General features: G+C 43.2%; 17 protein-coding genes. 8 read left to right on the forward strand and 9 right to left on the reverse strand.

Annotated features, from left to right (window positions below; genetic code table 11):
- Positions 1 to 650 precede the first annotated feature (650 nt).
- The 3 genes from FLAVO9R_RS07830 to FLAVO9R_RS07840 all read right to left on the reverse strand — a co-directional run bounded on the left by FLAVO9R_RS07830 (position 651) and on the right by FLAVO9R_RS07840 (position 3,528).
- The gene (locus FLAVO9R_RS07830) at positions 651 to 2,048 is read right to left on the reverse strand and encodes a DEAD/DEAH box helicase (RefSeq protein WP_159530227.1); all 1,398 of its coding nucleotides are present in this window, start codon (positions 2,046 to 2,048) and stop codon (positions 651 to 653) included.
- Positions 2,049 to 2,140: 92 nt separating this feature from the next.
- Complete coding sequence (locus tag FLAVO9R_RS07835) at positions 2,141 to 2,797, reverse strand: CoA transferase subunit B (protein WP_159530229.1); 657 nt, start codon at positions 2,795 to 2,797, stop codon at positions 2,141 to 2,143.
- The gene (locus FLAVO9R_RS07840; RefSeq protein ID WP_159530231.1) at positions 2,797 to 3,528 is read right to left on the reverse strand and encodes a CoA transferase subunit A; all 732 of its coding nucleotides are present in this window, start codon (positions 3,526 to 3,528) and stop codon (positions 2,797 to 2,799) included. Before FLAVO9R_RS07840 ends, FLAVO9R_RS07835 begins: the two co-directional genes overlap by 1 nt.
- 190 nt (positions 3,529 to 3,718) lie before the next feature.
- Here FLAVO9R_RS07840 and FLAVO9R_RS07845 point away from each other — a divergent pair, with 190 nt between their 5' ends.
- Entirely contained in the window at positions 3,719 to 4,606 is an 888-nt protein-coding gene (locus tag FLAVO9R_RS07845) for a LysR family transcriptional regulator (protein WP_159530233.1), read from the forward strand.
- A gap of 27 nt (positions 4,607 to 4,633) precedes the next feature.
- Here the strand turns inward: FLAVO9R_RS07845 and FLAVO9R_RS07850 are convergent, their stop codons facing one another.
- Together FLAVO9R_RS07850 and FLAVO9R_RS07855 are read right to left on the reverse strand one after the other, a co-directional pair.
- Positions 4,634 to 5,389 (reverse strand): hypothetical protein, encoded by a 756-nt coding sequence (locus FLAVO9R_RS07850; RefSeq protein WP_159530235.1) that lies wholly within the window; start codon positions 5,387 to 5,389, stop codon positions 4,634 to 4,636.
- A gap of 72 nt (positions 5,390 to 5,461) precedes the next feature.
- A complete protein-coding gene (locus tag FLAVO9R_RS07855; RefSeq protein WP_159530237.1) occupies positions 5,462 to 6,163 on the reverse strand; it encodes a sensor histidine kinase in 702 nt (233 codons plus the stop codon).
- A gap of 245 nt (positions 6,164 to 6,408) precedes the next feature.
- Here FLAVO9R_RS07855 and cysB point away from each other — a divergent pair, with 245 nt between their 5' ends.
- Positions 6,409 to 7,383: an HTH-type transcriptional regulator CysB gene (cysB, locus tag FLAVO9R_RS07860; protein ID WP_013784052.1), complete on the forward strand. Its 975-nt coding sequence runs from the start codon at positions 6,409 to 6,411 to the stop codon at positions 7,381 to 7,383.
- Between the two features lie 189 nt (positions 7,384 to 7,572).
- Here cysB and FLAVO9R_RS07865 read toward each other — a convergent pair whose 3' ends face one another.
- The 3 genes from FLAVO9R_RS07865 to pabB all read right to left on the reverse strand — a co-directional run bounded on the left by FLAVO9R_RS07865 (position 7,573) and on the right by pabB (position 11,204).
- Positions 7,573 to 8,946 (reverse strand): L-serine ammonia-lyase, encoded by a 1,374-nt coding sequence (locus FLAVO9R_RS07865; RefSeq protein WP_159530239.1) that lies wholly within the window; start codon positions 8,944 to 8,946, stop codon positions 7,573 to 7,575.
- 172 nt (positions 8,947 to 9,118) lie between these two features.
- Positions 9,119 to 9,691: a CoA pyrophosphatase gene (locus FLAVO9R_RS07870; protein ID WP_159530241.1), complete on the reverse strand. Its 573-nt coding sequence runs from the start codon at positions 9,689 to 9,691 to the stop codon at positions 9,119 to 9,121.
- A complete protein-coding gene (pabB, locus tag FLAVO9R_RS07875; RefSeq protein ID WP_159530243.1) occupies positions 9,678 to 11,204 on the reverse strand; it encodes an aminodeoxychorismate synthase component I in 1,527 nt (508 codons plus the stop codon). The genes FLAVO9R_RS07870 and pabB overlap by 14 nt, the downstream gene beginning before the upstream one ends.
- A gap of 263 nt (positions 11,205 to 11,467) precedes the next feature.
- On the opposite strand from pabB, the gene FLAVO9R_RS07880 reads away from it, so the two are divergent.
- Positions 11,468 to 12,997 (forward strand): fumarate hydratase, encoded by a 1,530-nt coding sequence (locus tag FLAVO9R_RS07880; RefSeq protein ID WP_159530245.1) that lies wholly within the window; start codon positions 11,468 to 11,470, stop codon positions 12,995 to 12,997.
- Positions 12,998 to 13,081: 84 nt separating this feature from the next.
- On the forward strand, positions 13,082 to 14,473 hold the full coding sequence (gene rmuC, locus FLAVO9R_RS07885; RefSeq protein ID WP_159530247.1) for a DNA recombination protein RmuC: 1,392 nt from the start codon (positions 13,082 to 13,084) through the stop codon (positions 14,471 to 14,473).
- Positions 14,474 to 14,593: 120 nt separating this feature from the next.
- Here rmuC and FLAVO9R_RS20520 read toward each other — a convergent pair whose 3' ends face one another.
- Entirely contained in the window at positions 14,594 to 19,477 is a 4,884-nt protein-coding gene (locus FLAVO9R_RS20520; RefSeq protein WP_159530249.1) for a S8 family serine peptidase, read from the reverse strand.
- Positions 19,478 to 19,991: 514 nt separating this feature from the next.
- On the opposite strand from FLAVO9R_RS20520, the gene FLAVO9R_RS07895 reads away from it, so the two are divergent.
- The 4 genes from FLAVO9R_RS07895 (at position 19,992) to FLAVO9R_RS07910 (ending at position 24,687) form a co-directional block, all read left to right on the forward strand.
- Entirely contained in the window at positions 19,992 to 21,179 is a 1,188-nt protein-coding gene (locus FLAVO9R_RS07895; protein WP_159530251.1) for a thiamine pyrophosphate-dependent dehydrogenase E1 component subunit alpha, read from the forward strand.
- Entirely contained in the window at positions 21,179 to 22,156 is a 978-nt protein-coding gene (locus FLAVO9R_RS07900; protein ID WP_159530253.1) for an alpha-ketoacid dehydrogenase subunit beta, read from the forward strand. Before FLAVO9R_RS07895 ends, FLAVO9R_RS07900 begins: the two co-directional genes overlap by 1 nt.
- Before the next feature lie 15 nt (positions 22,157 to 22,171).
- Complete coding sequence (locus tag FLAVO9R_RS07905; protein WP_159530255.1) at positions 22,172 to 23,557, forward strand: 2-oxo acid dehydrogenase subunit E2; 1,386 nt, start codon at positions 22,172 to 22,174, stop codon at positions 23,555 to 23,557.
- 278 nt (positions 23,558 to 23,835) lie between these two features.
- The gene (locus FLAVO9R_RS07910) at positions 23,836 to 24,687 is read left to right on the forward strand and encodes a 23S rRNA (adenine(2030)-N(6))-methyltransferase RlmJ (RefSeq protein WP_159534489.1); all 852 of its coding nucleotides are present in this window, start codon (positions 23,836 to 23,838) and stop codon (positions 24,685 to 24,687) included.
- Positions 24,688 to 24,706 lie beyond the last annotated feature (19 nt).

Here is a 24,706-nt window from a genome sequence, read left to right on the forward strand (position 1 = left end):
GCCGATTTCGAGAGGATGGGCGCAAAACCCCAATTAGCGGCTGCACTTATTGCAGATATGAAGCTAACTCCAGATTCATGTTTTTTACCTAAAGCTAACGCTTCGCTTTTATTAAGTTTTGAAACGTCAGAGTATCGTTTAAATATTGTAAAATACTGACAAGACCTAAACCGATAAAGTACTCTCAACGGTCAAAATCCCATCTGAAAAGGGATCATTGCATGCCTCTATTTCGGATTCTACGCTAATGAGTTTTGAATCCAGGAATTGTAAAACTTCCTGAAGCATCCCCAGTTCTAGATCGATGATTTCTTTATCACTTCCTAAAATGTACATAAAGCCTTCAAAGGCGCATAACAATTTACTAGACCCCAATGCGGCCTGTTTCCTCCCAAAAACTGGGGTTTATAATTTTATTCATATTGTCAGATTAACCGTAAACACCAGAAAATAAAACAACAAATCTTAGTGGTGTTTTTGCTCATGAATTAAAATTATCAAGGGGGATAAGGTGACTTTGCTCAAATGCTGCGCAAGCGATTTAATAAATATTGATGGGTTATCTACAATCAGAAAGTAAAAAGGAGCCCTTAGGCTCCTTTGCAATAATATAAATCTGGAACCCGAAAATTTTCCGGTTTCCACTATACCTAGTTAGTCTTATCGCTATTATCTAAATCATCAACACTGTTATCTACGTTAATGCCAGATTCAAATTCGGTATCGTCTTCAGGTTCAAGCTCTACTTTTCTTGGCTTGCGTTTCACTGGCGCCATACCAATTTCTGTACCTGCCATGGTGTCTACGCGGCGTACTTTCTTAGCAACAGCTGCTTCTGCGCAATCTTGCTTACTGGCTTTATTTTTCTGCGTATCTTGTTTAGGCGTAGGGGCTTTAATCCCTTTAAATTTAGCAGGTAGTGCTTCGTGTGCCTCGCACTCCAGGTCATATTGTAAATGTGCCTTCAGCGCTATAAAGCTCTTCCAATCGCGAGGGCCAACAAATGAAGCAGCTTCACCTTTTTGTCCAGCACGTCCCGTCCTACCAATGCGGTGAATGTATTCATCGGCATTTTTTGGCAAATCAAAATTAATAACCAAACCAACTTTAGACAAATCTAAACCTCGTGATGCCACATCGGTAGTCACCAATACAGAGTGTTGTCCTCGGGCGAACTCACTCATAATAGCAGCACGTTGATTTTGTGGTAAGTCGCCTCGTAGGGCGATGGCTTCAAGCTTATCTTTGTTTAACATGGTGGTTAAACGGTCGGTATCTTCACGAGTTGCGGTAAATACAATAGCTTGATTATAGGTACGGTTTGAAATTTCATGATGAAGCAGGGTGTCTTTATGCTCGATATTATCGGCAAAGAAACACTGTTGTTGAATATCGCCATGGTGCGCCGTTGAATCACCTACCGATACACGCACCGCAGCTTTTGTTAAACGCGCAGTCATGTAATTAAGCTCAATGCTATCTAGCGTAGCTGAAAATAGCATCGTTTGGCGTTTACGGTGGTTCGCAAATTCATTAATCATGTTTAGCTGTTCTGAAAAGCCTAAATCAAGCATGCGATCGGCTTCATCAAAAATAAGCAGTTCTAGGCCATTTAAAAATATGCTTTTATCTTTCAAATGGTCGGCCACCCGGCCAGCAGTACCCACAATAATATGTGGGTTACGGCGTAAGGCTTTTACCTGGTCGTTGTAGTTTTCACCGCCCACAACCAAAGTGCAAGATAGGTTCAATCCCGTACACATGGTTTTGGCTTCTATGAAAACTTGCTTAGCTAATTCGCGAGTAGGTGCAAGAATAAGGGCGCGTGGGTCTTGTCGACTTAACGCCTTTTGCGACATCAAACGATTAATGGCTGGAATTAAAAATGCGAGTGTCTTACCCGATCCCGTTTTAGATGAGGCAATAATATCTTTACCCTGAATAGCAGGAAGCATGCTTTTTTCCTGAATTTCAGTGAGCTCGGTAAAGTTTCTACTTTCGAGTTTGGTAATGATTTTGTGATGAACGGGTAAGTCAGTAACTAGCAAGATTCGGCCTCATGAATAATATCATCGCGTATTATCCCTTAAAGGCCGATATTATGAAAGCTTGCTATGCGTTTACCTTGGCGAAAATGCGGTTATACTCGCATTTCGGTCACATTTTCCGATACAACTAACTTGCCGCCGGTTTTTGCTTGTATATCTTCAACCGTTACTCCAGGGGCACGTTCTTTAAGTAAAAAGGCACCATCAACCACTTCTAATACCGCAAGATCGGTAATAATTCGGGTTATGCAATTTACACCGGTTAGCGGCAGGGTACATTCACGGAGTAGTTTTGGGTTGCCATGTTTATCGGTATGAGTCATGGTTACAATAATATTTTTAGCACCTGCCACTAAGTCCATAGCGCCGCCCATACCTTTAACAAGCTTTCCAGGGATCATCCACGACGCAATGTTTCCGCTTACGTCTACTTCAAACGCGCCGAGTACAGTAAAATCAACGTGGCCGCCACGGATCATGGCAAAGCTTTCCGCAGAATTAAAAATTGAAGCACCTGTTATCGCGGTAACGGTTTCTTTTCCTGCGTTAATCATATCTGCGTCTAGCTCATCTTCATGAGGGTAGGGGCCCATACCTAATAAACCATTTTCAGATTGAAGCATCACGCTAATGCCCTCAGGCACAAAACTGGCGGCTAAGGTAGGAATACCTATTCCTAAATTGACATAATCACCATCTTTGAATTCTTGAGCCACACGCATTGCTATTTGATCTCGTGATAATGCCATTATTGTGACTCCTTTGCTGTGGTGTTATGTACAGTTTTAGAAACAACCTTACGCTCTATGCGTTTTTCAAATTCCCCTTTTATGACTCGATTAACATAAATGCCGGGAGTATGAATTTCACTAGGGTTTAATTCACCTGGTTCAACAATCTCTTCTGCTTCAACGACGGTAATTGTGCCAGCGCTGGCTGCCATAGGATTGAAGTTCTGTGCAGTATGACGATATATACAATTTCCATATCGGTCGGCTTTCCACGCTTTCACAATGGAAAATTCGCCAGTAATAGCTTCTTCTAAAATATAAGGTCGGCCATTAAACGTTTTCACTTCCTTACCTTCGCCTACAGGCGTGCCATAGCCAGTAGCCGTATAAAAAGCAGGAATGCCGGCACCACCTGCACGCATCTTCTCGGCGAGTGTGCCTTGCGGCGTAAGTTCAACTTCAAGCTCGCCATTTAGTAATTGTTTTTCAAACAATGCGTTTTCACCCACATAAGAAGACACCATTCTCTTAATCTGTTTGTCTTCCAGCAAGATCCCTAGCCCGAAACCATCTACGCCACAGTTATTAGAAACTACAGTGAGCTCTTTTATGCCCAAAGTTTTAATTTGTGCGATGAGTCCTTCTGGTATGCCGCATAAGCCAAAACCACCAGCAATAACCGTCATACCATCTGCTAGCCCATCCATGGCTTCTTGATAGGTGGCGACGACTTTGTCAAATCCAGACATGGTACTTCCCCTTAAATTAATCGCTTTGAATTTATGTTAATTAAAAGTATCAACAATGTTTTCAGTTATGTAAAATTGAATTAATCACTCAATTAATAAACTTTAGTTATTAATTGGTCGTGGCATGGGTAACTGAATTTATTGGCCTTCCTTGCCAGTATTTCAAATCAAGGGCGAGGTTATTATTTTAATGAATATTTCATACAGAAACTTGCAGGCTTTTATTCACGTAGCACGTTCAAGCACGTTTGCTGAGGCCGCTATTAAGCTTCATCTCACTCAGCCGGCACTTTCTTCTGCCATAAAGAAAATGGAAGAGCAGCTGGGAGGGAAGTTGTTTAGTCGTAGCACCAGGCATGTGGCGTTAACCAAAGAAGGCGAAGCCTTGTTACCTAACGCCATTAGAATATTACGGGACTGGGACGATACCTTTGGCGATATTCAGAACCTTTTCGCCATGGCCAAGGGGCGGTTAACCATTGCGGCTATGCCATCCTTTGCTGAGTCACATCTGCCTCATTTGCTTAAAAAGTATCATCAAATTGCGCCTAATATTAACCTGCGCATTTTAGATGTGGTCATGGAAAACGTGATTTACGAAGTATCAGAGGGAAGGGCTGAGATGGGCTTCACCTTCGAACCACAGCAAAATGAAGGGCTTATTTTTACGCCGCTTTTCGACGATTGTTTTGTGGTGGTGGTAAACCCCAAGCACGAATTAGCAAAAACGAAAACGGTTAGCTGGGAAGCGTGTATCGAATACCCTATGGTAATGATGAATAGAGGGTCAGCAGTAAGAATGTGGACTCAGCAAAAGATAAGTACCGTGGGTGAAGCAGTGATTGTTGCCGAAACTGGGCAGTTGGGTACTCTTGGTCAGCTAATTAAGCAGGGGTTAGGCATCGCTATTATGCCATCGCTGTGTATTGACTCGATGGAAAGCATCGGGCTAACCGTGCTTAAAATGAAAGACGACCCCTTGGTAAAAAGGGTAGGCATGGTGAAAAATGCCAAACGAGATATGTCTGTGGCTGGCCAAGCGCTGTGGAGCGAAGTGTTAAACCACTACCATAGGTAACGTATCAAGTGCATGTGAACTAACGCGTTACCATTTCTTCTTAGGCGCAAATAACTCATCCAATTCATCACGCTCTTCTTCTTGTTTCTTCGCTCTATCTTGTGCGTTAACGCTTTTAAGGTTGTTTTGAATTTCTGACAACCATTCATGCAATGTGGCCAAACGAGACTGTGTGTATTCATCTTGATGATTTTGATTTTCTAGCGCGGTTTTTGCTTTTTCGTAATACTGACGAGCTGAACCTAACATATTCGACTGCTGTGCAGCTCTGCCGCGTTTAATAAGCGTTTCAACATTAACCTTAATTTGTAAGCGTTCTAACTGTTTGTCTTCGTCAAAAAACACTTTGCTTTCAACTTTGCCTTTACTGTGTTCTGAACGAAGTATAATGCGGAGCTTTTTAACAGCCTGAATGTACTGAATAATAAGTTTGTCATTATCGGGTAAAACGAATTCGTTAGCGCTGACCGAATCAGGGTTTATTGAAGCCGATTTTTGCTCTGCATTGGCAAGTTTTTGTTTTGTTTCTGGCGTACCACCAAGCTCGTTGACGGTTTTAAGCGCGCCTAACACACGATTATCCAAGATTTGTAACATGCGGCCTGAAATAGGCATGTTCGAACACGCTAGAATAACATTCTCTGTTTCATCAATAACAGCACGTTGTTTAGCCAGATCTGCTCGACGCTCCGAGTCAGCCTTAGCGCGATGTTGTTGCATAGCATTTATAAAGATTGCCGCTATAAGTAATACAACAATCAGAATTATTATTATCATGTACATGCGCGTATTTCCGTTTATTACTTAATTCGAATTATATGTTGGCTTTCACTGCCAAACTATTATGCGTTAATGTTACGGTATTTTTACCTTAAATACACTTCCGCCAAGAGAACCACCATTACTTAAAGAAATCTCACCTTGTAGTTGGCCTTGTGAGTGAGCTGATGCAATGAGTCTAGCAAAGAAAAGCCCTAATCCTGTTCTGCCTTGACTGAGCTGAAAATCGGCTAAGTCTTCGTGGCTCTTTTCAAGCATAGACGTCGGATAGCCAGTGCCATCATCTTCCACACAAATATGTAAGCATTCATCTTCAACCTGTGCTGAAATACAAATTTGAGAGGTGCCATACCGAAGGGCATTCACCAACACGTCGTTTATTAATAGGTATATGAGCTCTCTATCTAAATACCAACTTAAATCAAGGTCGACATTTGCATTAACCACAATTTCTTTTTGATCAATGTAAATATTATTAGAGCCAACTACATCGTCTATTAAGTCACTGACAAAACATTCATCTACTGTTATCGGCAGACTTTCTAATTCTGCACGATAAAGTGATAAAATTTGCACTAGGTTGGTATTGAGCCGCGATGCTTCATAATGCACATTAGCCACTTGCTCTCGTGCTTTACTGTTTTCAGGGGCTAAATCATTAGACAGATTTTCAATTGACTGAATAAGAAGAAACAGCGAATTTTTCATATCGTGCACTGCAGCTGCTAGCACCGACGAAAAGTCGATAGGTGAGGTAAGTTGCTTTTTTTCGCTCATATGAATAAAACCCGTTATTTTCCTTAAAATAGAAGGTGTTGAACCGATTAAAACATCTGTAAAGATAAAGGAAAACAATTATTCAGTAGATGGCCCATTTTCAGTATTACTTATTTAGCGCAAAATTACCTACTATTTTCTAGGTTAATCTGTCACTTTTGTAATAGCTTATCGTAATTATTAGTAGTTTTGGTTATAACGATAAGGTTATAGTACACAACTGGTTACAAGGAGCGATGTTTTACATGAAATTACAACAGCTACGTTACATAGTAGAAGTACTTAACAATAATCTGAATGTATCTGCCACGGCAGAAAGTTTATATACCTCTCAGCCGGGCATTAGTAAGCAGGTGAGAATGCTAGAGGATGAGTTGGGTGTACAGATTTTTGGGCGTAGCGGTAAGCATCTTACCCATGTTACAGATGCCGGAAACGATGTCATTAATATATCCCGCGAAATTCTGGCGAAAGTAGAAAGTATTAAAGCGGTGGCTAGAGAGCATACGTTACCAGACCAAGGTAAGCTAAATATTGCTACTACGCATACCCAAGCACGTTACGCGCTACCGGATGTAATCCAAGGTTTTATGAGCAAGTATCCGAAGGTGTCTTTACACATGCACCAAGGTACGCCATCGCAAATCAGTGATTTGGCCGCTAAGGGCGAAGCCGACTTTGCTATCGCTACTGAAGCTCTGCATTTATACAATGATTTAGTGATGTTGCCTTGTTATCACTGGAATCGAAGTGTGATTGTAAATAAAGACCACCCTTTGTCGAAGAAGGGCTCTATTGATATTAGCGATATCGCCAAATACCCCTTAGTAACCTATGTATTTGGTTTTACCGGCCGTTCAGAACTCGATCAAGCGTTTGAGCGTGCGGGTCTTACGCCTAAAATTGTCTTTACCGCCACCGACGCCGATGTTATTAAAACTTATGTTCGATTAGGTGTGGGTATTGGGGTTATTGCTTCCATGGCCGTTAGTGATGAACTCGATTCCGATTTAGTGAAAATTGATGCAAGTCATTTGTTCGATTACAGCACGACCAAAATTGGCTTTAGAAAAGGGTCTTTTTTACGAAGCTATATGTACGACTTTATCGAGCGCTTTGCTCCGCACTTAACGAAAGATAAAGTTGAAAAAGCCATGATGCTAAAAAATAATGACGAAGTAGAAAAGATGTTTAAAGGGGTTACCTTACCCGTTAAATAAGCTAACGAGTCAAGCTCATCTAAACAGGTTAGCTTAGTGCTTAATTCACAATCGGGTCATTTGAATTGCCTGTTTGAGTACGCACTTAAGTAACGGCATAAAAAAGGCGATTTGCGGGGTTCTTACTAAACCGCCAATCGCCTTTTTTGTCTCTACAGGTTTATCACGTCTAGTGATTTAATTTAACGGCTAGCATTCGATAATATTAACCGCCAGACCGCCACGGGCTGTTTCTTTGTACTTGGTTTTCATATCGTTACCGGTATCACGCATGGTTTTAATGACTTTATCTAATGATACCTTGTGCTCGCCGCTTCCTCTCAGTGCTAACCGAGAAGCGTTTATCGCTTTAATTGCACCCATTGCATTACGTTCAATACAAGGTACCTGTACTAAGCCGCCTACAGGGTCGCAAGTTAACCCTAAGTTATGTTCCATACCAATTTCAGCGGCATTTTCTACTGCCGGTACAGTACCGCCCATAATCTCTGCCAGCGCACCTGCAGCCATAGAACATGCCACACCCACTTCACCCTGACAGCCCACTTCAGCACCTGAAATTGAGGCATTTTCTTTGTACAAGATACCAATCGCTCCTGCGGTCAGTAAGAAGCGGCTTGCCACCTCTTCATCCACTGGACGAATAAATTTGTCTACATAATGTAAAACCGCTGGAATAATACCCGCCGCGCCATTGGTAGGTGCAGTAACCACTCTTCCCCCTGCGGCATTTTCTTCATTTACGGCTAAGGCAAATAAGTTCACCCAGTCCATGGTTTGCATGGGGTCGGTGGTATGCTCCGTTTGCAGGCGACGATAAAGCGCAGGTGCACGGCGCACCACTTTGAGACCACCTGGCAATATGCCTTCACTGTCGATGCCACGTTGAACACAGGCTTTCATCACTAACCATATTTCAAACAGCTTTTGTTTTACGGCGTGAGCAGGTTGAAACGTGGTTTCATTTTTAAGCATAAGGGCGCTAATACTTAACCCGTTATTCTTGCATTGTTCTAACAACGCGGCGCCAGACTTAAAAGGGAAAGGCACAGTCGCTTGAACGGCTCCAGCGTGTGCCTTAGTGGCATCGAAATCTTCTTCTTTTACTATGAAGCCGCCACCAATGCTGTAGTACGTTTGTTCGCAAAGTAAAGTGTCGTTTTCGTATACGTAAAAGGTAAGTGCATTTGCATGCTTAGGAAGCGTTTTGCGGCGGTGAAAGACAATCGCGTTTTTATTTGGAAATAAAATGGGCTTCTCACCATTTAGATACAAAGACTCTTGGCTTCGCACATCTTCTAGTAGAGGCTCTATTTTATTCACGTCAATGCTTTCAGGCATTTCCCCAGATAACCCAAGGATCACAGCTTTACCTGTTCCGTGGCCAATACCGGTTTGACCCAAAGAACCGAATAGTTCCACTCTAACCGTGGTGATTTTTGAAAATAACGCGGTGTCTGTTGCAAGTGTTTTAGCAAATTCAGCACCCGCCCGCATGGGGCCAACGGTATGCGAGCTTGAAGGGCCAATACCCACGCTAAACATATCAAAAACACTAATCATAAAATCTACACCGTTCTAATTTTCGAATAAACAGATCATGCATGTAGACGGGCTTAACTACAATACAGAAAAGCTAATCAATTGATTAGAATTGCTAATGTGGTGTAAAGAAATATTTAACGGCAAGCAAGTGGCAGCTCGCAAAGGCAGGCCAGCTTAAGTGTAAGCAAGCTTATGGGTGAATATGGTGAGACAGGTTTCGCAAAATGGCAGCCGTAGCGCCCCAAATCATGTGTTCGTTCCACGGAATAAAGTAGATAGGCGATGAACGCTTACCTTTGCGAGCGGTATGGATAAGATGATTTTTGCGGTTCAGTACATGGGCTAACGGAACTTCAAAAGCACTTTCTACTTCGTTAGGGTCGATAACAGGCGTAAAACTAGGCTCCACAAAACCCACAACCGGGGCTATCTGATAACCGCTTACTGTCCTGTAATTGGGCAAGACACCTATAATCTCAACGTTTTCAGAAGGCATGCCTATTTCTTCGTGGGCTTCACGAAGGGCGGCATCGAAAACGCTATTATCGACTTCATCCACCGCGCCACCAGGGAAACTAATTTGCCCTGGATGATGGCGTAAATGATGTGCACGCTCTGTAAGTAACACCGTTAGTTCATGTCCATAGTCCATAAGCGGAATTAATACCGCCGCTGGTCTGCCTCTAGACTTTAGTGGAAAATCAGGCTCTCTGTGCGTTTGGCGCAAATGATGAAATTGGCGGAGAAAATCAGCTCTGTTCACGGCCCACTCCAAAGTGAGAGGTTAGCACGGGCAGAATTTTAGACACTTTATCCAAGGTTTCTTTGTACTCGTCATTAGCCACTGAATCTAAAACAATACCACCACCAGCCCAGCAATGCAGCTGGTTATTCTCGGCAAGCAGCGTTCGAATACAAATACTTGAATCCATATCTTCACGAAAGCCCATATAAAAAATGCTGCCACAATAGATATTGCGTCTATGCACTTCCAGTTCGTCGATAATCTCCATCGCCCTTATTTTAGGTGCGCCTGTAATAGAACCACCAGGAAATGAGGAGGCGAGCAAATCTAATGGGGTAGCGTCGTCGCTAAGTTCACCAACAACGGTACTTACCAAATGATGCACGGCTTCATAGCTCTCTAGTGCAAATAACTCAGGCACTTTCACTGAATGAGGCTTACAGTGTTTTGAAAGATCATTTCGCAGTAAATCAACAATCATAAGGTTTTCCGCACGATCTTTCGATGCAGTTAGCAAAGACTGGGCACTTTGTGCATCTTTAGCTTTATCGCTAAACCGTGGCCGAGTACCTTTAATGGGTTTAGTTTCCACCACGCCCTGCTTTACACTTATAAAGCGTTCGGGAGATATACTCAAAATAGTGCTGTTTTTTAATTGAATGAATGCAGAAAAGGGCGCTTGGTTACTTTCACGTAAGGCGCGATAGGCTTGCCAGCAATCGCCAGTGTATGTGGCTGAGAACCGCTGAGCCATGTTCACTTGATAACAATCGCCCGCTTTTAAATAGTCATGAATTCGTTCAATACAGCCAATATAGGCTTCTTTTGTTAGGTTAGATCCCCAATCACTGGTTAATGAAAACGGCATTTTGGCGATATCATCACCTTGCGTTTTCTCATCATTGTTGGAGGCTAAAGAGACACGGTCTTTATGCTCGTTTTCATCGCATAAATAGACAGCATCAGCACTCTCTTTAACATCAGCAGCAAAATTAGGTTGAAAGACAAAGTCAGGTGGTGTGACCTCACCTTTCGCCGAGCAAAAGTATAAGGTGCCTGTTACCGTATCCTCAATCAATGAAGATAGATAAAGTCCTACGGAAAAATCGGGGGTGGTATAGGTTTGCGCCGCATTTGCTGGAAGTTTCTCGTAATAACGCCCTGTATCGTATCCTGCAAAACCTGCTACGCCTACAATAAAAGGAAGTTGTTTGGCTAACGATTCGCTAGCCACATCTACCTCAAGGTTAGCCACCGAACCATGAAGATAGTGCGTAACGGCTTCAAAAGGCAGAAGGTCGGTTGTGAATGCGTCATCGCCCGCTAACTGCACGAGCGCTGTTTCGCCATGCTTGGCCGTTACGGTAGCACTGGGTTCCCACACCATAACATTGTAGCGTCCATTACTTTTAGTGGAGCCACAGGTATCAAGCAAAATGGCACCGGCCTTATGAGCAACCTGCTCAAAAATATCTATAAGGGAAGGGGATATACTGATTGGCGTAATGGTAACTAGCGATGTTACGGGCATGAAAAACTAACTCTATACATCAGGTTAAGAAGAATATTGTTGGCAATAAAGCAGCGTTAAATTGGCTTTGAATGGTTAATTTAACAGTATTAGCACCACATCAAACAGATAACGTTGGTCAAGAGTGTTAAATTTAACAGTACAAGTTTGTTTTATCGCAAAGCCTCACCCATATTTTACATGGTACGGTGCTAACAGATGCGCTAGTATACGCTTTTTTAGCAGGCTAAGACCACGAAAGCAAAATAAAAAAAGAGGATGTCATGACCGTTATCCGCCAACAGGACTTCATTGATAGCATTGAAGATTCCCTACAGTTTATCTCTTACTATCACCCGCTCGACTACGTTAAAGCCGTAGAAGCAGCGTATAACAGAGAAGAAAGCCAAGCAGCTAAAGATGCGATGGCACAAATCCTTATCAACTCTAGAATGTCAGCTGAAGGCAAGCGTCCTTTATGTCAAGACACCGGTATTGTTACCTGCTTTGTTAAAGTAGGTATGGGTGTGACATGGGATAAAACCGACATGACTGTTCAACAGATGGTTGATGAAGGTACACGCCGTGCTTATCTAAACCCAGATAATCCATTACGCGCTTCTATCGTTGCCGACCCCGCGGGCGCACGAACCAACACCAAAGACAACACACCGTCAGTTGTTCACATTGATATGGTGCCAGGTGAAAAAGTTGAGGTGATGATTGCGGCAAAAGGTGGTGGCTCAGAAAACAAATCTAAAATGGTAATGTTAAACCCTAGCGATAATATTGCTGACTGGGTAGTGAAAACGTTGCCAACCATGGGCGCTGGCTGGTGTCCACCTGGAATGTTAGGCATAGGCATTGGTGGTACAGCAGAAAAAGCGGCTGTACTCGCTAAAGAAAGCTTAATGGATCCGGTTGATATTCAAGAGCTGATTGCTCGCGGCCCAGAAACCACAGATGAAAAGCTACGTGTTGAAATTTTCGAGCGCGTGAATCAATTGGGTATTGGTGCACAAGGCCTAGGTGGTTTAACGACCGTAGTAGACGTTAAAATAATGTCATTGCCTACCCATGCGGCATCTAAGCCTGTGGCAATGATCCCTAACTGTGCAGCAACCCGGCATGCACATTTTCATTTAGATGGCTCAGGTCCTGCTGAACTTACGCCGCCTAAATTAGAAGATTGGCCAGAGGTAACGTGGGAAGTGGGTGAAAACACCCGTCGCGTTAACCTTAATGATGTGACCAAAGAAGACATTCAAGACTGGAAAGTGGGTGAAACTGTACTACTTTCTGGAAAAATGTTGACTGGCCGTGATGCGGCGCACAAGCGTATTCAAACCATGCTAGATAACGGTGAAGGTTTGCCCGAAGGCGTAGATCTAACCAACCGCTTTATTTATTACGTAGGCCCTGTTGATGCGGTTGGCGATGAAGTAGTAGGCCCAGCCGGTCCAACTACTGCCACCCGTATGGATAAATTCACTGACATGATGTTAGAGAAAACAGGCCTTATCGGTATGATAGGTAAAGCAGAGCGTGGCCCTGCAACGGTGAAATCTATTGCGAAGCATCAGTCAGTTTATTTAATGGCTGTAGGTGGTGCGGCGTATTTGGTTTCTAAAGCTATCAAGAAGTCACGTGTAGTGGCGTTTGAAGATTTAGGGATGGAAGCCATTTACGAATTTGACGTTGAAGACATGCCAGTTACTGTAGCGGTAGACAGCACCGGTGCTAACGCCCACGAAACTGGACCGGCTATTTGGAAAGCAAAAATTGAAGATTTAGATAACGCATTATCTAAGTAATCATGCCTTTGTGATTAAAACAGGTGCCAATGGCACCTGTTTTTGTTTATAGTGCTGTATAAATTAACAGTGCGTGTATTTAATATGTATTCCTTATCTGATTTGCCCCCCCAATATTTGAATGCTGGCCTTTTACTACTGGCGTTAATTTTTCTTATCTTGCTATTAGCGACCCGCAGGACGTTGAGTCAGGCTCGCTTACAAGTGGCAGAGAAAAGTGATGCGTTACTCGCACAGCAGCAGAGCTACAATGAAACCCAAGAACGTATGGGCATGCTGGTTGAAAAGTCACGTCAGTATGAGCAGGTTTTAGCTGAGAAACACCAACTTAGTGAAGCATCAGGCGTGCTGCAAAAAGAGTACAGTAAGTTGCAGGCGCAACACGAGGCGCAAAAGGCTAGGCTTGATGCGCTTATGCAGAATCATGAAGAAAAGCTTGCGTTAATGCATTCGTCGGAACAACGCTTACAAATCCAGTTTGAAAACTTAGCAAACAAAATCTTTGATGAGAAAAGTGCAACCTATCAAAGTCAAAGTAAGCATAATATTGAAGCGGTTTTGGCTCCGTTCAAATCACAATTAGATGGGTTTAAGCAACAAATTTCCGAGCAACATATTCGTGAGGGGCAAGAACGCGCGTCGCTAAAAACGGAAATTTTAAGTCTAAAAGCGTTAAACCAGCGCATAACCGAAGAGGCATCAGCGTTAACCAATGCCCTTAAAGGCGATAACAAAAAACAAGGCAATTGGGGCGAAGTTATTCTAGAGCGCATACTCAAAGAATCTGGGCTTCGAGAAGGCCATGAATTTGAAACCCAAGTGTCGGCACAATCTGAACAGGGTAGGCGATTGCAACCTGATGTAGTCGTGCACCTACCTAACGACAAAGACGTGATTATCGATTCTAAAGTAAGTTTAGCGGCCTATGAGCAATACTTTAACTGTGATGATGATACTAGCCGCAAACAGTATCTAAGTGCACACGTCGCCTCAATAAAAGGGCATATTAAAGGGTTAGGTGCCAAAGAATATCAGTCCCTTAAAGGGCTTCGCACGCTGGATTATGTGTTACTGTTCATTCCTATCGAACCTGCGTTCTTGTTAGCCATCGAAGAAGAGCCTGATCTTGTTTCACTCGCGCTTAATCATAATATTATGTTAGTTAGCCCCACAAATTTGCTTGTGGCACTTAGAACCATTAATAACATTTGGCAATACGAGTACCAGAATCAAAACGCACAGCTCATTGCAGAGCAAGCAGGAAAGCTTTACGACAAATTTGTAGGCTTTGTTTCTGATATTGAAAAGATTGGTAAAGCACTAGACACCGCGCATGGCAGCTATGAAGCGGCAATGAATAAGCTTTCAAGTGGGCGTGGAAATTTAGTGCGACAAGTCGAGAAATTTAGAGAGATGGGGGTTCAACCCAACAAACGTCTAGACAATACATTATCGAGATTATCGGATGAAGAATAATGAAAGGGTGTAGTTGGTATAGATGTAACGTTAACTACCAATAATTATTAAAGTTTCAGGTATAAAAAAGGCCGCTTAACAGCGGCCTTTTGCGTTTAAGTAATATCTAGGTGATATCGCTTATTTCATTTTACGTCTACGTAAATACATAACTGGAACAAGTAGCAATGTTAACCAACCCATTGAACCACCGCTCTTATCAGTAACACTGACGGTTACTGTTTCTGTTGTTGTATTTAAACCATCAAATGCAACCACTTCAAACTGAACAGTAGTAGTGCTATTCGTTTTAGGCGCTGTAGTCGTTAGACTTGAGCCTGGGATGTCATTGATGGTGAATGTAACGTCATCACCTTCTGGATCTGTTGCTGTAGCAGAAACAGTGATTGACTCACCTTCTTCAACAGTAAACGGAGCAGAGATGTTGATAACAGGTGGTAAGTTATCTTTCACCGTTACATTAGCTGTTGCCATTGAAGTGTTACCGTTACTATCAGTAGCAGTAAGCTCAAGTACAATTAGCGTATCTTCAGTTACTTCTGGAGCAACTAGGATAGCTTCTTGTATACCTGCACCTGCAATAATAGCCGCTGGTCCTTCAACTTGCTTCCAAGTAATGTCAACAGCATCGCCGTTAGGCTCTTCTACTAGACCTGGTAAGTTCAACTCCATTAATTCAACAATTTCCAGTGTGGCCACTGTCATGCCGTCGATAGTTACAGCTGGAGGACCTTCAACTTGTAAACCTTCATAAGTTTCAGATACTGCAGATGCTGCACCAGGGATGTTAGTCACTTCTGACATCGCCATCATTTGAATCGCACCACCTTCGTCATCAGCATTTACCATAACGGTGTAAGCTAACTGAGTAGGGCTGCTATCAACGTCATCAAGATACATACAGATTTGCGTACCAGATACAATTTCAGCATCAAAATTCGCGTCAAAGAAGTCTTGACTGTAAGGCGTGTAGTAAGGTGCTTGACCCGTAGCGCCATCAATATCTTCGTAACCAATGGTCACAGGCAAGATACTACCAAGGTCATGTGTCACGTTATCGTATGAGAATACGATGTTTGGCTGACCTTCAGTTGGCTCATTGAAGAAAACAATTTGGTAATCTGCAATATCAGCAAAATCTTCGCTAAGACCCCAGAATCTCATGTTATCCCATTCAATGATGGTATACGCAGCGCCTGCAGAAGCGACAGAAACACCTGTGCCATTAGCAACGTCAAATTCTTGATCGCGCCATAGCGGAGCAATGACACCATTTGGATCTGCAACATCTGGAAGGTCTTGGTTAACCCAAGGCGACGAGATAGCAGTACCTAATGTTACAAAACCATCATCAGTTACCGTCACGGCACTGTACATGGAACCAAGGAAGTAAGCAGGAAGTGAATAAGTTCCGTCTACTGTGTCCCCATCCAATGTATCATCCATACCAACACCAAAAGCGGCTAGGTCGATATATCCACCGCCTTGGCCAAAGTCAGGGTTAGCACAGAATGCGTCAGTGGCATTAGTGGTAATTTCATAAGATGGAGTAGCACCAAGCAGCGATTCTTGGGTAATAGACCAAGAAAGCGTATTTTCAGTAGCGACACCATCATGAGACAATGAACCTTCAACTAACGTAACGTTATCAGGCAGCGTTAGTGAAATTTCATAGTCGCGGTCTTCCGTTGTAAAGTTTGGAAGTACGTTTACATAGAAAGTTGCTTCTTCACCCGGTAGAACGCGCTCTTCAGATTCCGCAGTGACATAAACATCATCTTCAGCACGAACAATATCAACAGGAATAACGCCAAGGTTATCAACGTTATCAGCATCAGTACCCATTGAAACAGCACCAACGTAGATATCGCCTTCAACCGCGTCGGTTAAATCCCATGTAAAGCGTACGTCGAACTCGGTTAGCTGAGGAATAGCTGAAGGAGCGTCAATAGTTAACCCTTCACCTGCCTGGTTATCAACCATGGCATGTGCTAATACAAAGCTATCTTCAAAACCTTCTTCATCAGACGATGCGGCCCAGTTTTGTACAATAACCCAGTAGCTACCCGCTGCAGGCATTTCAACGCTTACGTACTCTTCAGATGAAGCCGTTGCGCTAATACCTACTTCTTCATCTTCTTGAGGTATACCGTCGGCATTTGCATCAAACACAACGCGTAAATCTAGATCTGGCGACGTCGTATCCATAGTTGCAGCTACTAAACGAAGGGTACCTTCAGGTACTTCGATTTGTGTAATATGCAAGCCATCTTCTAAGTCATCTAGGTAGTCGCTGTTGTCTGAGTCTTGTGCAACCATACCTTCAACTTTCGTTGCTTTGGTTAGGCCGTAAGACGTCACTTGAAGGTCAGTAATCTCAACTGCCATTACATCTTCAAGCAAGTACGAGTCTTGATTACGATGTGCTTCAAAGTCGATTTCATCAGGTAAGTTACCGTTAGATGCAACAATTGAAACAGGAAGGTGTAAATCTGGCGACGAGCCAGAAACTAAGTTGATTTGACCAAATGACCAAACATCACTTTCTGCGCGGAATGCGTCAATCTCAATCGTTAACTCTTGAGATTGTCCAGCAGTTAAGTCAAAGGTAGCAGGTGTAACAGTAATTTCTATACCATCAGAAATTCCGACACCGTCTACAGACCAAGAGCCGTCTTTAGTTGCCGTTACGGTACGAGTCCATGTGCAAGAACCTACACAGTTGTCGTCGGTAACAGAAGGTAAGTTAAGTGTACGAGGCTCACCACCTAGTGCAGGGTCAGCAGAAGCGTAATTTGCGTCTGTTTCATCCATAACTAAGCCAGATTGAACCGCTAGGTCTACTTCAATACGACCTGCACCCATATCAAACCAATCTGCTGCGGTTTCGCCGTCTTCTTTAAGAACATCGGTGGTAGCCGTCATCATAAGAGCAGAACGTACTTGATCTGGTGTCCACGATGGTTTCTCATGACGTACTAGTGCAGCAGCGCCAGCAACATGAGGGCCTGACATAGAAGTACCTTGAAGGTAGGCATAATCAGCTGGTGCAGAACCTGTAGAATCCTGACCGTATTGTTCATCAGAATAAGCAGCGTAAATGCTAACGCCCGGCGCAGTTACCGACGGTGTTAGTGTGCTGATTGATGTATTAGGACCACGTGAAGAGAAGTCAGCCATAACATCAGCCGCGTCGTCGTCCACTGTTAATATGCCTTCAGATGCAGTGATTGACGCAGTATGGCCTTCACCTTCTGCCAACCATGAACGCAGCATATCACCGTTCGAGGCATCAACATGGATACCCGGGATAACATACGCATCGTTATTAACTGATGTTGCGCCATCTGCAAGGTTTGCTAGAACAAAACCCGCAGCGCCACCACTTGCAACGTTAGATGCTTTAGCTACACGAGCAATAGCACCACGGTCACAAACAACAATTTCACCCGCGAACGTATCTTCAGGGAAAGGCTCTAAACACTGAGCTGGATCGCCATCAGGATCGTTTGCATTGGTGTAATCACCTGCATAAACAATTGTACCCGATATCGCGCCAGAGTTACTCTTACCAGCGATAGCACCTAACTCAGTTGCACCACCAGTGAAAGAGATTTCTTTATCATACTCTACACTTCGACCGTGCGTAGAAGCACCAACAACGGTAATCCACGGAGCGTGTTTCTCAGTTGTTTCTGGATCAGGGCCGCTATTGCCCGCAGATTGAGCAATAAAAATGCCCGCGTTGCGTGCATTCAACCATGCTGCGTTAAGCGAACCACTCCAAGGGTAGCCACCACCTGAAATTGAGAAGTTGATTACATCAACAATACCTGATTCAACCGCATCGTCTACCGCTGCAGCCATAGCCGCACCAGTACAACCTGCATAGGTATCACCAGTGTTACCAGGTTGACATACTTGATAAGAAATAATGTTTGAGTGAGGGGCTACACCTGAAATTTGACCAAAGGTGAAACCAGTCGCAATACCATCACTGGCATTCACATCAAATTCAGCGGTAACTTCACCGACATCCACAAGAACGTTACCGGCGGCAGTACTCGCAGTATGTGAACCGTGACCGTTGTAATCTTCACCAAAACGCATAGTGCCGTCTTGAGGGAAGATAGTGTCATCTGCGTATACGTCAGAGATAGACGGGTAGCTATAAATACCAATTAGCTTATCGTTACAACGAACTTCAGCTTCAACTGCACATTCACCTAAGTAAACATCGGCGCCAAGGGGGTTTGTGTGATCGTAACCATCACCACCTACGTCAGCGAAAGAAGGGTGGTCACTGTTGATACCTGTATCAAGTACCGCAACAACAACGCCTTCACCCTGTCGACCTACACCACTTTCGTTAGCCGTGCCGTCCCATACTGCAGGTGCGCCAATTAAGATAGGGCCCGTGTCAGTATCAAGTTGATACACTTCATCACGTTCAACATTCTTAACGCCAGGCAAACGAGCGATGGCTTCTGCCTCAGCGGGTGATACTTTTATCGCAATTGCATTCAGTGCATATTTATATTCTGCTATTGTCTCTAAAGAACCTACAGTAGACTCAGCTTTAGCAATAACTTCTGCTTGTTTCTTCTCTAGGTAAGAAGCATATGCCTTTACTTCTGGAAGCGAGGCGTCTAAGCGTTTGCTAGCAGACGATTTAGATCGTGTTACAGAAACTTGTTTCTTAAGTTGGGGGTTAGTAGCTTCTAAACCTTCAACACCACCATCGTAGCTCGCAACTGCATCGTCAGAAAGATGTACAAAGTAAATGTAATCTTTATTTTCGAGTCCTTTCTCAGCGGTGTAGAGTGTTTTTGGTGTGGAAACTGATTTAGTGTTCTTGTACTTATTTATCGATGTCGCTTTAACTGCTTTGAGTTGATCAGCAGTTACAGAAAACGATTCGTTTGCAGATGATAGCTCTGCAGCTGAATGCATTGACATCGACATTAGTGCAGCAGATACAGCTAACGTCACTTTATTATTCACAGGTAACCTCCGTCGGCCTGTTTTTGGGATTTTCCCTGGATGGATGAAATTTTTTATTTTTATTGGCTTTGTTGATCCAATTTTCTTTGTCATAGCAATGACAATAATATTTCTAGCACAATTTTTTTCACTTTGTAATGAATATTAAACATTAATGTGAATTACACATGTTGTTACATTTGGTCATACTTTTTAATTTGATATTAGTTAAAAAAAAGGGGAGGAAATCGGCTATACAGCAGCCAATTCAGTAATAAAACCCTGTCTTCTATCTAAGACCTTTACACCATAATTTACAAACAAATACCTTCTTTTTATCCTTTTATTAGCATTGATTTAACATGCATGGCGATTATTAGGATATTAGTACTAGTAAAATTAGATATTGAGAATTTTCATCATATTTAGTCGATAAAGCGCTACTGAAATAGCACAACGCCACCAACATTCTTCTACTAGCATAGTGAACATAGCAATCTCGCTTTCGAATCCTTCAAATTGCAGGGAGATTATTGTGGAAGATAGAAATCATCTCGGAAAAATTAAAACAACAAACAGGGTTGAAGTTATCGGTAATGGGTTAATTGATATTCCCATGCTGCAATTGCTAAAACCAGATGGAAGTGAGCATGAAAGTGCACAACTTCCAGAGCTTGATAAAACACTGGCGTTAAAAATTCACGACACCATGGAATACATCAGAATACTTGATGAGAGAATGGTGGCGGCGCAGCGCCAAGGTAGAATTAGTTTTTATTTAGCAAGTACTGGGGAAGAAGCCGCAGCCGTTGCTAGCGCTGCAGCATTATCACCCAACGACATGATCATGAGTCAATACCGTGAACAGGGGGCGCTTGCCTTTAGAGGCTATACAACTGATCAATTCATGAATCAAATGTTCAGCAACAAAGCCGACCCTAATAAAGGTAGGCAGATGCCTATCCATTATGGGGATAAAGCGCTTAATTTTATGACCATATCTTCTCCCTTAGGTACCCAAATACCACAAGCATCAGGTTATGCCTATGGGCAGAAAATGGCAGGCAACGAAGCCATCACTATTTGTTACTTTGGCGAAGGCGCAGCCTCGGAAGGGGATTTCCATGCGGGCGTAAATATGGCCGCAGTACTCAATTGCCCGGTTATCTTTTTCTGTCGTAACAATGGGTATGCCATTTCAACGCCTTCAGAGGAACAGTTTGCTGGTGATGGCATTGCATCACGAGGAATTGGCTATGGGGTAAAAACGATTCGTGTAGATGGTAATGACCCCTTAGCGGTATTCGCTGCGACGCAGGAAGCACGCCGTATAGCGTTAGCTGAAATGTGCCCAGTATTAATTGAAGCCATGACCTACCGACTTGCCGCTCACTCCACGTCTGATGATCCTACGGGCTATCGTTCTAGAGATGAAGAAGATAAATGGCGTGCAAAAGATCCAATCGCCCGAATGGCAAATTGGCTTACTCATAAAGGTTGGTTTGATGAAAAGCAAAACAAAGCCAAGGTAGATCAAGCGCGTCAAGACGTACTTGCGGCATTGAAAGTCAGTGAGACCATACCTATTTGCGGCATAGAGGAAATAGTTGAAGATGTTTATGACAGTGTGCCTTGGCATTTACAAGATCAGCTTACTTCGCTAAAAGCTCATATTAAACAGTACCCTAAAAAATATCCTAAAACGTCTGGGAGTGTTCGCTAATGGCTAAAATGAACTTACTACAGGCAATTAATAACGCGCTGATTACTGCCATGACAGCCGAAGAAAAAGTAATGGTGTTTGGTGAAGACGTGGGCCATTTTGGTGGTGTCTTTAGAGCTACCAGTCATCTGCAAGAGAAATTTGGCAAAGGCAGGTGTTTTAATACGCCGCTTACCGAACAGGGCATTATTGGATTCGCAAACGGCCTTGCATCACAAGGCGCTTACCCAGTTGCTGAAATTCAGTTCGGAGATTACATCTTTCCGGCCTTTGATCAAATTGTAAACGAAACAGCTAAGTGGCGTTACCGTTCAGGCGGGCAATTTGATGTGGGTGGACTTACCATTCGCACGCCTTATGGTGGTGGAATATCGGGTGGTCATTATCACAGCCAATCGCCAGAGGCATTTTTCGCCCACTGCGCAGGTTTAAAAGTGGTTATTCCACGAGATCCATATCAGGCTAAAGGTCTGCTTCTAGCGTCTATTCGTGATAAAAACCCGGTGCTGTTTCTTGAGCCAAAACGTTTATATCGCGCGTCTATTGCCGATGTACCTGAAGAAGATTATGAACTGCCTCTCGGTAAAGCCGATTTAGTACAAGAGGGCACAGATATCACCCTATTAGGGTGGGGGGCACAAATTGAGATTTTGCAGAAAGCAGCTGAAATGGCGCTAGATGATGGCGTGTCGTGTGAAATTATCGATTTGCGCTCAATCTTACCGTGGGATGCCGAAGCGGTAATCAATTCTGTGATGAAAACCGGTCGACTTCTTATAAATCATGAAGCGCCGCTCACTGGCGGCTTCGCGAGCGAAATTGCCGCCACTATCCAAGAAAAATGCTTTTTGTATCTAGAAGCGCCTATTACTCGTGTTTGTGGTTTAGATACACCTTATCCACTTGCCCATGAAACTGAATATATGCCTGATGAAACTAAAACCTACGAAGCGATCAAGCGCTCGTTACATTATTAAAAGGGAGCCAATAATATGAATATAGATTTTATTTTACCTGATATTGGCGAAGGTATTGTTGAGTGTGAAATCGTCAAGTGGAACGTTAAAGAAGGGGATGTTATTGCTGAAGACCAAAGTGTGGTTGAAGTGATGACAGATAAGGCTGTGGTTGAAATTCCTGCTAAGCATTCAGGCACGGTACATAAGCTTTATTATAAACAAGGTGATATTGCAGAAGTGCATAGCCCACTATTTGCACTTGATACTGATGAAAACGCTAGTGAAGGCCATCAAAACAGCGCCGATGACGCAACGGATGATGCTACAGATGATGCTACAGATGAACAAGAAGGAAATGCAGAAAAAGTAAACGATAATTCACACCATACCGCAACGCCTTTAAAAAGTAGTGCAAATGGGCAACCGAACGCAGCCATTAATGAAAAATGGCAAGATGGGGATTTTGAGCCTCCTATTTCTATCCCTGGAAAGGTTCTGGCAAGCCCTGCAGTACGTCGCATTGCAAGAGAGCACGAGATTGATTTACTTGCCGTTGCTGGCACAGGTAAAAAAGGACGTATTTTAAAACATGATGTCAGCAACGTTAGCGCGACCAGCCTAAGCACAAATAGTATTGAAAGTTCCACAACATCTAATGCCATAGGTAAGGCAAATAATGTGTTGCGCTCTGAAATGAATAACGCAGCGAGCGAGTCAAGCTATACCGAAAAAGTGCGAGGCATTCGTGCGGCTATGGCAAAACAAATGGTAGCATCGGTAAATACCATTCCTCATTTTACGGTGAGCGATGAAGTTAGAATGGACAAGCTAATTGCCTTGCGACAGTCTCTGAAGCCCATGTTTGAAGCAAAAGGCGTGAAGCTCAGCTTTATGCCATTTTTTGTAAAAGCATTGTCGTTGGCGTTAAATGAGTTTCCAATCATTAACAGCCAATTAAACGAAGACGGCACTGAGCTTACTTATTTTAATCATCATAATATCGGTTTTGCCGTTGACGCTAAAATTGGCCTTTTGGTGCCCAACATTAAAGGCGTAGAACATCTGTCATTGTTCGACATAGCCCAGCAAATGCATACCACTATCGAGCAAGCTCGCGAAGGTAAATTAAGCGGGGATGCACTTAAAGGTGGCACTATCAGCATTTCAAATATTGGCGCTATTGGTGGTATTACGGCTACACCGGTTATCAATAAGCCTGAAGCTGCTATTGTCGCGCTAGGTAAGACACAAAAGCTTCCTCGCTTCGCCGCTGACGGAAGTGTTGAAGCACATAACATTATGATGGTGAATTGGTCTGGCGACCACCGCATTATTGATGGGGCCACTATGGTTCGCTTCAATAATCTGTGGTCTGGCTTCATTGAAGCGCCAGAAACCATGCTAATGCATTTGAAATAGTGATAGGTTTTTATGTGGGCCGCAGGCCCACAGCCTGATGAAAGGCAGTACGTAAATATAAGTACGGTAAAATATGTTCATAAATAGAAATTTTGCTAATTACCGTGTTTTATTCACTGGGCACTTTTAATAGTTCTTATTCACGGAGAGCTTATTTATAGGGCATTTATTTAACAGGGAACGGGCTGTCGGGCTTGTGTGGATGTTAACCCAAGCGTTATTATTAGCTACTAAACTACATTTTCCTGCGCAGTATGCGCGTCAACTTATGGTATATCGTGCTTAGCTATCAACATGCATTTCATGCCGGCAACCACGCCGACGTTATTAAACACCTTTGTTGGATGGGCGTAATAAGCCATCTAAAGAAAAAAAATAAGCCTTTCACCCTTTATGATACGCATAGTGGGGCTGGGCTTTATCAACTCGATGATGCCTTAGCATCTAAAAATAAAGAGTATGAGTCTGGTGTAGACAAACTGGCAAACATATCGGCAAATTCGCCTTTGTTGCGATCCTATTTGTCGCTATGTAACGCGTTTTTAAGTGATAGATGTTACCCAGGTTCACCGGCTATTAGCGCCAAACTTAAACGTGATATCGATGTGCTGCACCTTATGGAGTTACATCCTGCTGAACACGAAAAACTAGATGATGCCATGTGGCAAATTGGCGATAGCCAAAGCCATGTCCATCACAGGGATGGGTATGAAGGCTTAATTGCACTCACGCCACCATCTCCTAATCGTGGCGCGGTATTAATCGATCCGCCTTACGAGAAGGTTTCTGAATATCAAGATGTCATTAGCGCTGTGAAAAAAGTATTAGCACGTTGGCAGCAAGCACAAATGGTAGTGTGGTATCCGTTACTATCAGCGCGAGCAGGGGCTAAAAGTGGGGCTAGCCAGCAGATGTGCCAGTCGTTATCGGCACTGGGTAAGCCTTGTTTCACTATTGAACTTACCGTTGAAGAAAATACCGCCGATGCGGGCATGTATGGTTCTGGCTTATGTGTCATCAATCCACCTTGGCAACTTGATGTCAATATACGTGAAGCCCTTGATGAGATTACGCCGCTGTTAGGAAGCAATGCCGCCTATACGTTGACATGGTTAACTACCGAAGATTAATACCTTTAGCTAGAAGATA

The sequence above is a fragment of the Alteromonas sp. 38 genome (genome assembly GCF_902506055.1).
Lineage (GTDB): Bacteria > Pseudomonadota > Gammaproteobacteria > Enterobacterales > Alteromonadaceae > Alteromonas > Alteromonas lipotrueae.